Raw genomic sequence first — 14,745 nt, 5'->3', positions numbered from 1 at the left:
AACTTTATGAAACGATCAAATTTAAAACAGCACTTTATTGCTGCCATGCTTGTCACCGGACTTCTGCTATCATCCATTGTTATCGGAAAACAAAAACAAGATATCGAACTGCCGCCCGCCAGGTTTCATGGGCGAATTGTGAACTATCAAGACGGGGACAGCCTCCGCGTTTTGCTTCAAAGGAATTCCCTAACTCCCACTGTAGGTAGTTACGAGCTGGCCGGTTGGTTGAACTTTTATACTAAAGTAAAAAATGATGGCACCTTTGAGTTTGAACTACCGATTTCCCCAGAGCCAAGTAGATTGCATATAGACGTTGTTAGGAGGGGGCTCGATGGAAAGCAAAAATATCTGCAAGATGGAGCTGTTGAGTATATTATTGAATCGGGAGATGATATCAAAATGGAGATTGAAGTTGACGAAAAAGACAGGGAATTTTCTATTTCCTTCTCCGGAAGGGGAGCACCCAAATACACATGTACTTATTTAACATCCCATAAATTTTTTCAATGGGATCCAGTGGTGGGTAATTTTATTACAGACGCAGAACTGAACAAAGCAGGAGAAGGCATGTTGTCCCCCATAGTTAAAGGGGCATATGATAAGCGATACTTTGGTGCGATGCATATTTTGGATTCTATGAAAGCTCTGATTTCTCCGTTGGTTTACGATGTAATAAGAGCTGATGCGTATGGGCAGGTCTATAGCTCAATGCTTGCAACATATGATGTTTTCTTTGAACGCGCATTCTTTTTTGAACCAGGAGAAAGTAACGTCAGCGAGGATATTAAAGCTCTCCTCCCACATTTCCTTGATACATTAAACCTCCCTCCTTTACCAGCATTAACCGGCAAAACAGCTGACAACTTTGCTCTATCTACATTCTTTAAAAATTTTCTGATTGGACAGCAAATTTATCGTTTACGTGCGCAAGGCAAAGAAAAATTTGACTGTTTAGAATTGGAAAATCAATTACTAAATATACCTATGACATCATTTCTAAGAGACAAGGTTTTGGCTATGTTTTTATTGACCCCTACTTTCACCCTCTATACGTCATTAAATCAAAGGTCCATGGATGAGTGTTGGGACGAAGGCATTAAGCAGATTAAAACACCTTACATTAGAAGCTATGTACAAGCAAACAATGTTGTACACCGAGGTCGTGCAGCTTATAATTTTGAACTAAGTGATCCATCCGACAAAAAGGTGCGCCTTTCAGACTTTAAGGGAAAGGTAGTCCTTATGGATACTTGGTTTACGGGTTGCGGAGGTTGTATTCGTTTCCACAAACGCTTTGAACAAGAAATCTACCCGTCATTTAGGAAAGATACAAATTTTATAGTAGTAAGCATTTGTAGCGATAAGGATAAAAACAGTTGGATAAAAAGTATGCAATCAGACAAATACACCAATGCAGCCTACGTGAATCTTTACACAAATGGCTTGGGTGATGATGCCCCAGTACTCCTCCACTACAAAGCTAATATGGCTCCATTCATTCTAATCATTGGTAAAGATGGTAAAATTCATAGCCGCATTTATGACAATTCGAGCTCCGATATCATCAGAGACATAAAAGATGCACTTTCCAAAAGTTAAATACCTAATATATTGAGTTTGAAAGATACGAGGGTATGGTCATACAAAGCAACTAAATATCCTCCTTTCACAATAAAACTCTTGCATCCTTTACCATCTAACTTGGGTAAATAAATACTGAATTTATACATGCCCTTCTGGAGATCATAAATATCTACAGGATCCGCCCTTTCAAAGTCCCCTTTGCTTTCGTTATCAGCGAGCAAAGGGGATTTAATGTATAAGAGGGCGTCGTCTACAACACTTTCTTCATTGGCGACCAATGGTGGCTTCGCCATAGTAATTTTGTTCTGTGAAGCAATATATTTCGCTTTAACCTTGGCAACACTGTTGCTGTCAATGGTGGTAAAACTATTAAGGAGTTTCAAGTTACTATCAAGGGAAAGAACGATGTTCTTATAGCGGTATACATATACTATCCTTCCATTTTCGGTGATATGAATTTTTCCATCCGATCCATACAAACCATCCGCAGGGGAACCAAGGGGGTATAAAGCGTGGTTACTATTGGAGTCAGTAAGATTATTTTCATTCAGGAGTAAGGTGTTATTAATGCGATCATAAGTTTGATAGATCAAATTGGAATTAGACCCAACCTCGAGACCTGCAAAACTTTGAAGGAGCCTTTTGGCACTAAAAGCATCGGTTTCAATGTTGCCAAATAAACAAAACTTTCCTACCGGGTCAAACATCCATATATGAGGGAAGTCAATTTTGGTAAGTACCTTGTCATAATTGACGCCTTCAAAATATGGGACATGCATAAGCAGGTGACCTGTATCGGACAGATCAAAATTGCTATAAAATATATAATTGAAGTTTGTATAATTTGCAAGGTAAACGTTAGAGGAAGACTTGCCAGCGAAATAATAGGAATTTACTTTAAGATCAACGCGCTTTGATACCCAAATACTATGAGGAGGAAATAATCGGATAAAATGGTTTTTTCGATTATTCTTAAATGCTGAAATAGCAAATATTAATAGCATTAGCATTACTCCAAGAATTCCCGAAACAAGCAAAATATTAATCCGTTTCATTGAATAAGATTTAATAGAAGCAGGAAACAAGTTCCTGCTTCCTGTTGCATTACGGACGATGGTAAATAAAAGTGCTCTCAGCTACAGTACATTTGTTATCCGAAAATACACCGACAATACCACACAAGGTTGGCTCCGGAGTGCTGGTACAAATGGTAGTGACGCACTGCCTGGTACTGACGTTTGTAGAGTTCCAGGTGTGTAATGTCTGAGTCTTGGGGCTCATTTTTTTCTCCGGAGCTTTGAAAGCGAAAATGGAAAGGATGCCAATAGCAAATGCACCTGAAGTAGCAAGAGTGCTGCTTGAAAGACTTTTTAAAGATTTCATAACGTTTTTTTTAAAATTGAATGAACTGATTTGATGAATTGGGATGCTGCATGGGCCGGCTAAGGCGGATGGCAGCAAGAAATCCGATAGATCATGACTGCTGTTTTTATGTTGGTGGAATTAAATAATAAATTAGGCGGGGGACACTTGCCTTTGAGCTTGCATTTGAATTCGGCCGCTCTTACCACGCAGCAGCCTAGTCTCTCGTGGCGGCCATATTATAGCAGCCCAACCACCCAGGAGAGAAACAACAATGTTGAATTTTAGGTGAGTGCTCCAGGACATCTTCGTTAAAACGCCTCCACAGCTACATGGGACAAAATCTGAATAATGGGTGATCAATATGATATAGGTGGTAAACATTACCATCATTACAAAAAATGCATACAGTCCTGCAAGCCGCGTTCTCGGGATGAGAAGAAGCAAGGCGATGGCAATTTCCAAAGCCGGGACGAGCACCACTACTATATTTGCCCACCAAGTGAGCATCGGCGATTGTCCAACCTGGGCGAGGAATTCATCATATTCTTTCCACTTGCTACCTGCCGCGTAAACAAACAATATGATAAAGCAGCAGGAAAGGACGGTCACAATTTTTGCAGCGATACGAGGGCTCAATTTCATAGTCATTTTTTTACATTTTTTAGGCTCCGGGAAATAGACTTACCATTTGTTTGGGGTACAGATAATGTAGCAGGAAGTGAAGCGGCCCACTGCTGCCGGTAAAAAGACCAGCTGAGGGTTCAAAGGGACGGTCGGTATTCCACCAGCCAATCCCTGCTTGTGGGCGGTAAAATAGGTGACCAAGTAGCTGTGCGATCCACCCAGCACGGTCATACCATATGATGTTTCCTGTGATCTGCCAGGCATGCAGGTAGACTTCTCCCAAACCGCTTAGACCACCGCTGGTCGTGAGCAGGTTGCTGGAAATGCGATCTGGATATTTTAAGAAAATATTAGCTGCTGCGTCTAAGTATTTATTTTCAGAAAAGATTTGAAACGCTTTAAGGAAAGTGAGGGCCAACCCAGCACCACTGTCCAGCCAAGGATTTGGTGCTTGCCACCCTCCATCTGCTTTACGGATCAGCCGATTCAATGCACTTCGAACAGCTTGCAAGGCGGCCACATCTGAAAAACCGGGTCCTTGCTCTATGTATATCATCAATGACCATAGAATGCCGGTACTTCCCGCAAAAAAACTGTCATCAACATTTTTCCATCGGCCGTCTGCCATCTGTAGTTCCACAATTCGCATAACGATCCGGGTCGCTTGTGCAAACCTCACTGTTCCTCCTGCAATAAGCAAGACTATGAGCTCTCCCGCCAGCCCATTACCCAGACTCAGGTCCGAGGACGCCTCAAGACTGGCGCCAGAGTAGCTATCCTCCAAGAGATCAAGAATTTCCGCTTCAGCCCCATTGAATACACCCGCATTGAGTCCTTCCCGGACAACCATCCGCATCCCTGCGACCCCGTGGCATAGGCCCTCATTCTCCCCTGGATAATTCTCTCGGAGTTGATCCAGCAAAAAGGTTATGTTCTTATTTAAATTTGCGGGATTATAATTCCATCTCAGTCCACAGCGAAGGGCCTTGAAAATGGTAAGCAATATTCCACCCACACCATCATAAAGGCCTGGGCTGATAACCTCGGAAGACCACTGACCAGAATAGAGCTTTTCCTGCTGCCGGTCAACTGTCTTCCAATAGCCCTGGCCGCTGAACATAGAAGGGTGATGCAGGCCGGCAAGCGCCTGCGTTACTATCTCTGTTAATTGCTCAGTGGAGAGTAAACAATCCTGATCAGCAGGTAATGTGATCTGATTTATTGGCAACCCATTTATAGCAGCCATCAAATCCTCAGTGGATGGAGCATTCATGGAATGTGAATAGCGGCATCCTTCTATCAATTGGGTCAGTGTCCTGTTTTCGGTAGCAAACAGGTAGGCCTTCCTTTTATCGCCTACTCCCATAAAATGGTGAGGAAAAAGCCCGGTTACTGCAAACAGCATCAGCCCTCCAAAAGCAAACACGTCTTCGGTAAATGATGGAAGATCGCAATTCGCATCTAGCTCACGTTTGTAACCTGGCGTGCCACCAGCAAACGGCGGCTGGGGAGCACTGTGCAGCCGGTCATAGCTTTGTTCCAGGTCAAGTGTCCATGCCTGATCCTTATGATCAATAAAAAAGTTAAATGGAGTGGCATCCCGATGAACAATTCCCAACTCATGCAGGCGGTTTAAAATGTCCAAGACTTGTAATAGGTAGCCCTTTATTCTTTCACGTTCTTCTTCCTCCAAGTCTGGCCACGAGCGGCCCCGTAATATTTGCTCGATAACTAACAGAAGTGATCGCGAAGGCACCCACTGACTGACCATGTATGCTTTACGCCCCGTCATTACAAACGATACCACATCGGGTGTACGCACATAGCCCTTCACCCTCCCAGCAATATGAACCTGCCAGCGGATCCTGTCTGCTGCATCTCGACCCATCTCATCTTCATTTATTCCAACTAAACCCTCTTTAATCACCCGGCGCCCAAACGTTCTCCAGCCCAGCTGGAATGCCTGCAAGACATGACCCTTAGCATCCGACTTCAACATATCAACTACCAGGTAACGACCGAGCAGAAGGAAGTTCCGCTTATGAGGATGATAGGCAACGATTCCACCGAAAGGCCAATTGACACCACGAGGAAGCTCAAACTGAAGCCGGTGGAAAAACCTTAATAGGCCCCTGCTGCCATTTTCAACGCTGTAAGAATTTGAAACACCTATAGTATCGACATATTCAGTATAGACTCTACCTCCCAAGTAGTAGGCACCCGGTACATCCGGTCCTTTCATCGACTCTGTGGCCGCAATAAGGAGAGCCGCAAGCTGGGCAGCTTCCTGATCGCCACTTGGCAGAATGCTTAACGCCTTACCCTGGAACTGTACACCGAATCCGCCATTAACCACAACATTACCCAGCTCATAATTTTTGAATAGACGCAAGGATACATGCTTACTGGCTAGAAGCGGAACAACCTGACTGACCACCTGTCTGAAATGCGATCTGGTCACGGCCACATGCAATCGCCAACCTGGCCCTTCCCAGTCATCACCGCATTGTAAATAGGGCCCCATCTCTGTTGGCTGCCATCCTTGTCCTTGTAGTACCACTCGTAAGTCTTCAACGTGAAGGTCCGAGTCCTGGGGACGTAGCTCCGCGAATATGGATGATGTAGCCATACAAATAGGATTTTCGGTTGTACAATATTGATATGGTAATTGTCTCTTCTTCCCTGCCTACATGATCAATCTATTTTCCTGAGCGAGTATTTGATTCTTGAATAAAGATAATAGTGATACAAGCCACGGGCGGTTGAGATAGCTCACAAATTGGTGTGAGCTACCTCACATTCGTGTTAACTGCGCACAGCCCGCAGCCGTGAGAGTTCTTCTCGTGAGATATTAAGATAGCTGGCGATCTCCTGCTGCTTTATCATTTGGAAGACTTCGGGATGCTCCCCCAGCAGCTGCTGGTAGCGCTCCCGCGCAGAGAGCGTGATCATTTGTTCATGGCGATAGTCGCAACTGCGGATATACATCTCGATCATCGATCCTGCTACCCACATCCACTCCTCTGGAAATTGCATGCGTATCGCAAGCAACTCGGCAAACGGAAACCGGATTACTACAGAGTCGGTGATGGCTTCGATCACTCTATCAGAGCGGGTAGAGCTGAACAGGTGTGTAAAGACCCCGGCCCACTGGCCAGGGAACCAGAGGCAGGAGGTTACATCCTGGTCCTTCTTGTCGTAAAAGTTACGGGTACGCAGCGCACCTTCCAGAACATACCAGACGTGCTTTACCTCTGTGCCTTTGCGCTGGAGCTGCTGCCGGCATCCATAATCCTCTACGGATGCCAAATCCTGAAGATGTTTGCGGAACTGGGTGGAGAAAACGCGTCCTTCTTTTTGTAAGCTGGAGAAGAAATCGAGTAAATAAGTGTTTGTGTTGTCCATAGCCCGGGCATTTGATGGTAAGTAAAGAAGGTACGGACACACTTATTTTTCGAGAGAAGCGACATATCCCGGAGAAGCATTGCAGACATCACAAATGTAGGAAAGCCCACTGGCCCGACAATTTAAAATGCAGCCGGCTACAGGTTTCCATATAACAAAGTGCAACCCAGCCGAAGGCATTGATCACAGGCCAGGTCTTACGATTTGCTGGCTGTCACCAGACTGCAGGCAGCCTACCAGGAGGGACTGAATTCTGAAAAGCATCGTTGCTGGATCCCGCCGGTAGCGGCTGGTTAAAGCTGTATGCCCGCCGTCAACATAGGCCCTAACATGAGCCCTGCAGGCCTGTCCGCCGGATCCGTCGCGGGCAGCCCACGGATCGCTGGGAGGGCAGGCCGCTGAAACTCACAAACAGCTGAAGATCAGGGACCAATCTACCCATCTTGGTACGGTTCCAGGGCCTCAGATGACAAAACTAAAATAATTAGTATTTTCTGACTAATAAAATTAGTAATTTGGTCGCCGGAGCAGGCCCGACTTGGGCAAAATGAAAGCGAATGGATACTGTAGTGCATATGGATTTGGACACCTTTTACGTGGAGGCAGAGCGGCTGCGGGACAGTCAACTGAAAGGTAAACCCGTACTGGTCGGCGGTCTTAGCGCCCGGTCGGTGGTGGCCAGCTGCAGTAGGGAGGCCCGCAGGTTTGGAGTCCACAGCGGCATGCCCACCAGGGAAGCGCTGCGCCTCTGCCCGGAAGCCATTGTCCGCAGGGGCGACATGGATTACTACTCCGGTCTTTCCAGGACGGTGACAGAAATCATCGCCGAATCGGCACCTTTGTTTGAAAAGGCCAGCATAGATGAGCATTACCTGGACCTCTCCGGCATGGAAAAGCATTTCGGGGCGTTCAAATGGGCGCACCAGCTGCGCGGCCGTATCACCCACCACACCGGCCTTCCCATCTCCTTCGGCCTTTCGGCCAACAAGACAGTATCAAAGATCGCCACCACCATGGCCAAGCTGTCCTCCGGGGAACTGGCGGTAGACCAGGGAAAGGAAAAGCCCTTCCTGGCCCCACTATCCGTTGGCAGGATCCCTGGGGTGGGCAGGCAGCTCCAGCTGGACCTGGCCTACAAAGGCGTCAGCAAGATCAGCACCCTGCAGCAACTGCCGTCAGACCTGATGGAGATGGCCCACGGAAAGATTGGCCTGCAGGTCTGGCGAAAAGGCCAAGGCATTGATCCCAGCCCAGTGACACCCTACACCGAACAAAAATCCATGAGCCGGGAACGCACTTTTATGGCTGACACCACCAGCCAGGCCGTGCTCAAGAAAAAACTCATGGACATGATCTCCGACCTGGGCTACGAGCTACGGGCCGCCGGCAAAATGACCGGCTGCATTACGATAAAAATTCGCTACAGCAACTTCGACACCCATACCAAACAGACCGTCATCCCCTATAGCTCGCTGGACGATGTGCTGATCACAAAGGCCCTGGCCCTTTTTGAAAAAACCTACAGCCGGCGGCTGCTGGTCCGGCTGCTGGGCGTGAAGTTCTCAAACCTCGTCGCCGGCTCCTATCAGATCGACCTTTTTAGCGACAGCCAGGAGGCCGTCAGTCTTTACAAATCCCTGGATGGAATTCGCAGCCGGTATGGCTACAAAGCCATTCTCAGAGCGGCGATCCTATGACATAGACCGCAGTAAAAACAATATGATTATGTGAAACAGGAAAAATGAAGGTGCTTGTTACTTAATATACACAGTTACTACTCGCTCAGGTGGGGTACCATACCAATGGAAGACCTAGTGGACCTGCTCATAGCGCAAGGCTATACGGGCGGCGTTTTGACTGATATTAATAACACCTCCGGGGCGCTGGAGTTTATCCGATCCTGCCAGGCTAAAAACTTCAAGGGCGTGGTGGGCATCGAATTCCGCCAGGAAGATCGGCTACTATATATCGGTATCGCAAAGAACAACGCTGGGTTTGCAGAGTTAAACGAGTTCTTATCTGGCCATAACATCGCCGGAAAGCCACTGCCAGATAGGGCGCCGGACTTTTCAAACGCTTACGTGATCTACCCATTTGGCACGGTGAAACTGGCCACGCTGGGAGAGAATGAATACCTGGGCATCAAATCGTCGCAGCTCACCAAACTATATAAAGCGCCGCCTGCCTTGTTCGCAAAGCTGGTAGCCCTACATCCGGTTACTTACAGCAAACCAGAGGACTGGCGCCTGCACCTGCAATTGCGTTCTATTGCCCACAACATCCTGCTGGACCAACTGAGGCCCGAGATGGCGGCGGCCAGGGACGAGACGCTGCCCTCCATCGGGGAGCTGATCACCGCCTACGCTGCCTATCCGCAGATCATGATCAATACCTACTCCCTGCTAGACAGCTGCAGCTTTGATTTTGATTTCAGTGGCTCAAAAAACAAGCACATCTACACCAGTTCCAGGTACGACGACCGCCAACTGTTGGAAAAGCTCGCCTACGAGGGAATGGTGCGGCGCTACGGGCCGAACGATGCCGTGGCCAAAGGCCGTATCGCAAAGGAGATTGACATCATTGATCAGCTGGGCTTTGCCGCCTACTTCCTTATCACCTGGGATATGATCCGGTATTCCGACAGCCAGGGCATTGCCCACGTTGGGCGGGGTAGTGGCGCCAGCAGCGTAGTAGCCTATTGCCTGGGAATTACCAACGTATGCCCGATCCAGCTGGGCCTATATTTTGAGCGGTTTCTAAACCCCAGCCGTAAAACACCGCCAGACTTTGACATCGACTACTCACACCGGGACAGAGACCGCGTGTTTGAGTATATGTTCCGGCGCTGGGGTAGAAGCCACACGGCCATTCTCGGAACAATGAACACCTTTGCGGATAGGAGCATCATCCGGGAGATTGGAAAGATTTATGGACTCCCAAAGGAAGAAATAGACCGGCTTATTGCCGATCCCAGGGCAGATGAGAACCGGCACCAGATCACGGCGAAGGTGGCAGCCTTTTACAAGCAACTGCCGTCCAACTTTCCCAACATGCGGTCCGTGCATGCCGGCGGCATCCTGATCTCTGAACTTCCTATCACCTGCTACACTGCGCTGGACATGCCGCCCAAGGCGTTACCCACAACACAGTTCGATATGTACCTGGCAGAAGCCATCGGCTTTGAAAAGCTGGACATTCTCTCCCAGCGGGGAATATCCAATATCAAGGAGGCTGCGGTGATCATCCGCGAGAACCGGGGCGTGAGTGTGGACGTGGATGCGGTTGATACCTTTTTTAACGATGAAGAAGTGAAACGAAGGTTGCGTACTGCAAAGGCGATAGGGTGCTTTTATATTGAGTCGCCGGCGATGCGACAGGTACTGGTCAAACTGGGATGCGAAGACTACCTCACCCTGGTTGCTGCCAGCTCCATTATCCGGCCAGGCGTGGGCAGCAGCGGAATGATGCGCACCTACCTGCACCGCCATCACAACCCCGGTAGCTTTACCTACCTGCATCCCATCTTAAAAGAACAACTCTCGGAGACCTATGGCGTAATGATCTACCAGGAAGACGTCCTGAAGGTCGCCATCCATTACGCCGGCCTAAGCCCGGAAGATGCTGACAGCCTTCGCAGGGCCATGAGCGGCAAAGATCGGGGTGGCCATCACATCGAAGCCATTCGCCAAAAATACTTTCACAACTGTGCTGCCAAAGGATACGACATAGCCGTCAGCACAGAGATATGGCGCCAGATCGAGAGCTTCGCCGGCTATAGCTTTGCCAAGGCCCACAGCGCGTCATTTGCTGTAGAGAGTTACCAATGCCTGTACCTCAAAAGCCACTACCCCAGGGAATACATGGTGGCGGTGGTTAACAACGGTGGCGGGTTTTATCATCCCAAAGTGTATCTGCGGGAAGCCATTAAAGAAGGGGGCACCGTTCACCTGCCGTGCGTAAATAATAGTCGCGCCCAGACCAGCATCCGTGGCTCCGATATCTATATCGGCTTTGACCAAATTGATAGCATTACCTCCGAGACCATCAGTAAAATCCTCGCCGCCAGGACGGCGGCAGGCCCATTTAAGGACCTTGAATCCTTTATGAGCCGCACCCGGGTGACCCAGGAGCAGCTCCATCTGCTGATCCGCGTGGGAGCCCTGCGTTTCACCGGCCAGAGTAAAAAGAGCCTGCTCTGGCGCAGCTATCCACTGCAGTCCACGACCAGGCCCTCCACCGGCGACCAGGCGCTGGTCTCCGCCGCCACGCAAACCGTGACGTTACCACAACTGGATGATCACCCGGATGAATACTACTACGATGAGATGGAACTGTTGCACTACCTGGTGAGCTGTAGCCCCTTTGACATGCTGCGGAGCCCCTTCCGGGGAGATGCTATGGTAGCCGACCTGCTACAGCTGGCGGGAAAGATGGTGCGGATGGTGGGTCACTATATCTGCCAGAAGTCACTGCGCACCAAGAAGGGGGAGCCCATGGCCTTCGGTACTTTTTGGGATGCTAACTTCGATTATCTGGACACGGTACACTTTTCGGAAAGCCTACGCCAGTATCCGCTTCAGGGTGCTGGCACTTATCTGCTGAAGGGAAAGGTCTGCCTGGAATATGGCGTACCGGCTCTTGAGGTAACGCAAATGGCCAAGTTGCCCATCCGTCCTGATCCGCGATTACAGGAATGAACGATGATTAAAGTCAAGGACTAATATAAGTTTATACTATTTTAAAAACTGGTTTAAGTTGTATCTTGGGGTAAACCCCTTCTTCTATGGTTACTCCACTACAATTAGATGCCGTCTTCTTGTTTATTAAAGAAAAAACCGAGTTAGGAGCGTTAGTCAACAACAATTATATCTGGAATTTGTATATTTCTAAGACCCCCGAATTAGGAATTGATCAATTATTGTTTTCTGATATTATAAACAAGCTAATAAAAGATGGCTATGTAAAAGAGGATTTTCAAAATTCCTATCATTTAACAGTAGATGGTCGCAATTTCAAAGGATATGTTTGGGCTGCGAAATGGCATAATAAGCTTTCAGCTAAAAATATAACCGAAGGTATTATTTACTCACTTGCGGTATTTGGAATTGTTGCGATACTAACCTTTATTTACCATCTCTTCTTTAAATAGAGCATAATAATTACAAAACTGATACTCCCCAATCACAGCACATGAACATATTGAGTGCAGTAGACGTCCTCGCCATCATAGTAAACAACTGATTTGATTCCATACAGGGCTTTCAAGTCTTCCACTGTAAAACATTTAATCTAAAAGTAAAAGCGACGGATCAGGCGAAAGTTCTCTAATACTCGCCCTGTTTCAAATTATCTTCCTCGCCCGGCTTCCAGGATTTAGAGAAATCTTTACCTGCAACCATCCGCGCAATTCCGGCAATTTGTGTAAGACGCATCAGTTCTTCAGCATCTATACCGAGGTTGTCAAAAATCCATTTATCGGACATATCAAAGTCCAGTTTCAACTGGACGACTATGTTTGACATACCATCAACAGCATGCTCTCCACGAGCGCGGTTATGAAGAATGGTGCCAGAAACCAGGTCAGGGTACTCTTGCTGGGAGGCCCTCATCTGGGTAACGGGAACCCGGCCAAAGGTGCTTTCCTTTATCTCCTTGTACATTCCGACCAGGTGCCGGTGAAAACCATCCACTATCTGAAGTACACCATCAACAAAGCATGCCACGATAGACATGGTATAGCCGAACTTTCCTACCGACTTGCGTAGCAGCTTTAGCTCCGGTGGCGCGACATGGTTGGGATTGTACTTATTGCCCTTGACCTGCTCTAGTTTTACCCACTTTACAAAATCGGCCGGATGATCCTTTAACGGGCTGACCTTGTGCAAGGCCTCTCTTACTTCATTGAGCGCATCGATCTTGTCGTCCACCGTCCCAAGTTCCGAGATCAGTTTGCACACTTCCGCTGTTTTCTTTGCAATAAGATCGGTCATAATTCATTTCTATATTTTTCGACAATACTTTTTTTGACTTGCTGCTGGTATTTGGTCAGACCAAAACCCATGTACTTACAGAGGTGGTCATTTTTCAGTATGCATATGCACATCCTTTTGTAAGAGGGGACGTTGGTGGTTTTGGTTACATTGTCAGTATGGTCTGGCGTTCCGCGAAACGTAATCCTGGGATCACCATTCTTTGTGTAGTTACTGACTCCTTCGCGCACTATGGGGTAACCCAGCTCCTCAATCTCTCTTACCGCTTCTTCAGACATACCACCGCCCGTGCGGTGCCAAAACTTAATGCTGAACTTGAACTTCTTCAGGTAATTTTCCCGCATTTCCTCCGGTAAGGTGGCCAGCAGAAACTTTAGATATGACCTCCAGGTGTGGCCCGGCGGTAGCATTACATCCCGGTAGCCCAGGGCCTTCGTTTTTCCGTAAATCGCCGCAAAGTTGGCGCCCTGCACGCGCCCTACCACTTTGGTCCACGTCTTTGGCTCAAGGATCCTATAGAGATGAAGGCTGCTTTTAGCCTCGTCGTTGAAGGGACTTGCCACGCGCATATCGGCCAGTTCAACGCCGGCCATATAAAACAGGTCGTATATCTTATTGTAATCGTAATGGAAACGGAAATTAGCTATCCAAACATCATCGACATCCCAATCATATAGCGGTGAGGCCGACCAAACGTTTTCCATATGACTGGTGATCCATTTTTGCCCATTGTAAGCATGTCGCTTATTGACGATACCACTGTACCGGTTCAAACTTTCATCCGTGCGCAGGCCCACCAGGCCGATGGTTTTACCGCCTCCGTGAGAGTCTTTATACCAACGCCCGAATTGCTTGGCATGCTCGGTATAAAGCATCCGGTACTGGTAGGTGGTCATGGGGTTATTGCCCAGGTGGTATACATAGGGCATGGTAGGCATGGGCCGCACCCAAATGTCCTGCAGGGTTTCATCCCAGGGAAACCAATATAACTGGTGATTATTTACAGCACTCCTGGTGGCAATGGGGATGCAGAACCAATACGGCTCCACGCGGTCCAGGAATTTCTCAAACATGGCCGTTACATACTCGGTCGTTTTCTCATACTGCGCCTCCATGTCCTGGTGAAAGAGCCCTATCCTTTTTTTAATACCCTTTCGGACCATATAATCCATCACCAGGTGGAGCAGCAGCCCGCTGTCCTTTCCGCCGGAAAAAGAGATGTAAATATTGTCGAACTCCTGGAACACGTAGTCCAGGCGCTGTTGGAAGGCATCATATACATTGAGGTCACTATATATCTTCATGTCTTAACAATGGCCAGGTCCGTAAAGTTGACCTTATAGCCTGTAACTTTAAAATGGGCCTTTTTAAACAGAATGGCGTGTTCATTCAAAACGGATGCGGTTAACATAGGGCTTGGGGATTTTTTAAAACGGTCAACAACTTCTTCTAAAAGACCCAATAGTTCATCATCTGTCGCGTCCAGCACCACGAACGCCTGCAGCTTTGTCTGCTGCAATGGGCGTTGTTCGACCGGAACGTCTTTGTCCTTCATATCCTTTTTAGGTAGATGTATCGGATCCTCCCCGATAAAGGCCTTGATCTTTCCATTCTTCTTTAGCACCAGCCAAGTCATGGATTCCTTGGTTGTAATGGCCAAGTTACCTCTTTTATTAATTATAACCGGATCCGTGGCATAAGGTGCCAATTCCCTGTAAAAATCTGGTGACGTTCCAACGATGCGAAGTATAGGCATACTCTATTGATTTTCAAA

The 14,745-nt window shown here is 47.7% G+C and carries 12 protein-coding genes; 4 read left to right on the top strand and 8 right to left on the bottom strand.

What is annotated here, in order from left to right; genetic code table 11:
- Positions 1-6: 6 nt before the first annotated feature.
- The gene (locus DCC81_RS03450; protein WP_108685189.1) at positions 7-1,602 is read left to right on the top strand and encodes a thioredoxin-like domain-containing protein; all 1,596 of its coding nucleotides are present in this window, start codon (positions 7-9) and stop codon (positions 1,600-1,602) included.
- On the opposite strand, the gene DCC81_RS03445 is transcribed toward DCC81_RS03450, so the two are convergent.
- The 5 genes from DCC81_RS03445 to DCC81_RS03430 all read right to left on the bottom strand — a co-directional run bounded on the left by DCC81_RS03445 (position 1,599) and on the right by DCC81_RS03430 (position 6,981).
- Entirely contained in the window at positions 1,599-2,642 is a 1,044-nt protein-coding gene (locus tag DCC81_RS03445) for a hypothetical protein (RefSeq protein ID WP_133177525.1), read from the bottom strand. The two genes, DCC81_RS03450 and DCC81_RS03445, sit on opposite strands and share 4 nt — an antisense overlap.
- A gap of 49 nt (positions 2,643-2,691) precedes the next feature.
- A complete protein-coding gene (locus DCC81_RS25335; protein WP_133177524.1) occupies positions 2,692-2,970 on the bottom strand; it encodes a hypothetical protein in 279 nt (92 codons plus the stop codon).
- Positions 2,971-3,102: 132 nt separating this feature from the next.
- Positions 3,103-3,594, bottom strand: a complete 492-nt coding sequence (locus DCC81_RS03440; protein ID WP_108686450.1) for a MauE/DoxX family redox-associated membrane protein — start codon at positions 3,592-3,594, stop codon at positions 3,103-3,105.
- 19 nt (positions 3,595-3,613) lie between these two features.
- Positions 3,614-6,205, bottom strand: a complete 2,592-nt coding sequence (locus DCC81_RS03435) for a lanthionine synthetase LanC family protein (RefSeq protein WP_108685187.1) — start codon at positions 6,203-6,205, stop codon at positions 3,614-3,616.
- Between the two features lie 176 nt (positions 6,206-6,381).
- Positions 6,382-6,981, bottom strand: a complete 600-nt coding sequence (locus tag DCC81_RS03430) for a Crp/Fnr family transcriptional regulator (RefSeq protein WP_108685186.1) — start codon at positions 6,979-6,981, stop codon at positions 6,382-6,384.
- Positions 6,982-7,556: 575 nt separating this feature from the next.
- Here DCC81_RS03430 and DCC81_RS03425 point away from each other — a divergent pair.
- The 3 genes from DCC81_RS03425 to DCC81_RS03415 all read left to right on the top strand — a co-directional run bounded on the left by DCC81_RS03425 (position 7,557) and on the right by DCC81_RS03415 (position 12,130).
- Positions 7,557-8,678 (top strand): DNA polymerase Y family protein, encoded by a 1,122-nt coding sequence (locus DCC81_RS03425; protein ID WP_240612879.1) that lies wholly within the window; start codon positions 7,557-7,559, stop codon positions 8,676-8,678.
- Positions 8,679-8,732: 54 nt separating this feature from the next.
- Entirely contained in the window at positions 8,733-11,678 is a 2,946-nt protein-coding gene (locus tag DCC81_RS03420; RefSeq protein ID WP_108685184.1) for a DNA polymerase III subunit alpha, read from the top strand.
- An 86-nt stretch (positions 11,679-11,764) separates the two neighbouring features.
- On the top strand, positions 11,765-12,130 hold the full coding sequence (locus DCC81_RS03415; RefSeq protein WP_108685183.1) for a hypothetical protein: 366 nt from the start codon (positions 11,765-11,767) through the stop codon (positions 12,128-12,130).
- A gap of 175 nt (positions 12,131-12,305) precedes the next feature.
- Here the strand turns inward: DCC81_RS03415 and DCC81_RS03410 are convergent, their stop codons facing one another.
- From DCC81_RS03410 to DCC81_RS03400, 3 genes are read right to left on the bottom strand one after another with little or no spacing between them, the layout of a single operon-like run.
- Positions 12,306-12,971, bottom strand: coding sequence for a ParB N-terminal domain-containing protein (locus tag DCC81_RS03410; protein WP_108685182.1), 666 nt, complete (start codon positions 12,969-12,971; stop codon positions 12,306-12,308).
- The gene (locus tag DCC81_RS03405) at positions 12,968-14,275 is read right to left on the bottom strand and encodes a DUF3440 domain-containing protein (RefSeq protein ID WP_108685181.1); all 1,308 of its coding nucleotides are present in this window, start codon (positions 14,273-14,275) and stop codon (positions 12,968-12,970) included. The genes DCC81_RS03410 and DCC81_RS03405 overlap by 4 nt, the downstream gene beginning before the upstream one ends.
- Positions 14,272-14,727 carry a hypothetical protein gene (locus DCC81_RS03400; RefSeq protein ID WP_108685180.1) on the bottom strand — a complete coding sequence of 152 codons (456 nt, stop codon included), beginning with the start codon at positions 14,725-14,727 and terminating at the stop codon, positions 14,272-14,274. The genes DCC81_RS03405 and DCC81_RS03400 overlap by 4 nt, the downstream gene beginning before the upstream one ends.
- Positions 14,728-14,745: the final 18 nt, after the last annotated feature.

Origin of the sequence: Chitinophaga parva (assembly GCF_003071345.1) — a bacterium.
GTDB lineage: Bacteria > Bacteroidota > Bacteroidia > Chitinophagales > Chitinophagaceae > Chitinophaga > Chitinophaga parva.
The sequence above is the reverse complement of the archived record's forward strand: the minus strand, read 5'-3'. Positions and strand labels throughout refer to the sequence as shown.

Bases quoted from the DNA above. Each gene is read 5' to 3' on its own strand.
- DCC81_RS03440 (WP_108686450.1), bottom strand. From the start codon at position 3,594: ATGAAATTGAGCCCTCGTATCGCTGCAAAAATTGTGACCGTCCTTTCC.
- DCC81_RS03445 (WP_133177525.1), bottom strand. From the start codon at position 2,642: ATGAAACGGATTAATATTTTGCTTGTTTCGGGAATTCTTGGAGTAATG.
- DCC81_RS03450 (WP_108685189.1), top strand. From the start codon at position 7: ATGAAACGATCAAATTTAAAACAGCACTTTATTGCTGCCATGCTTGTC.
- DCC81_RS25335 (WP_133177524.1), bottom strand. From the start codon at position 2,970: ATGAAATCTTTAAAAAGTCTTTCAAGCAGCACTCTTGCTACTTCAGGT.
- DCC81_RS03425 (WP_240612879.1), top strand. From the start codon at position 7,557: ATGGATTTGGACACCTTTTACGTGGAGGCAGAGCGGCTGCGGGACAGT.
- DCC81_RS03410 (WP_108685182.1), bottom strand. From the start codon at position 12,971: ATGACCGATCTTATTGCAAAGAAAACAGCGGAAGTGTGCAAACTGATC.
- DCC81_RS03430 (WP_108685186.1), bottom strand. From the start codon at position 6,981: ATGGACAACACAAACACTTATTTACTCGATTTCTTCTCCAGCTTACAA.
- DCC81_RS03405 (WP_108685181.1), bottom strand. From the start codon at position 14,275: ATGAAGATATATAGTGACCTCAATGTATATGATGCCTTCCAACAGCGC.
- DCC81_RS03400 (WP_108685180.1), bottom strand. From the start codon at position 14,727: ATGCCTATACTTCGCATCGTTGGAACGTCACCAGATTTTTACAGGGAA.
- DCC81_RS03435 (WP_108685187.1), bottom strand. From the start codon at position 6,205: ATGGCTACATCATCCATATTCGCGGAGCTACGTCCCCAGGACTCGGAC.
- DCC81_RS03415 (WP_108685183.1), top strand. From the start codon at position 11,765: ATGGTTACTCCACTACAATTAGATGCCGTCTTCTTGTTTATTAAAGAA.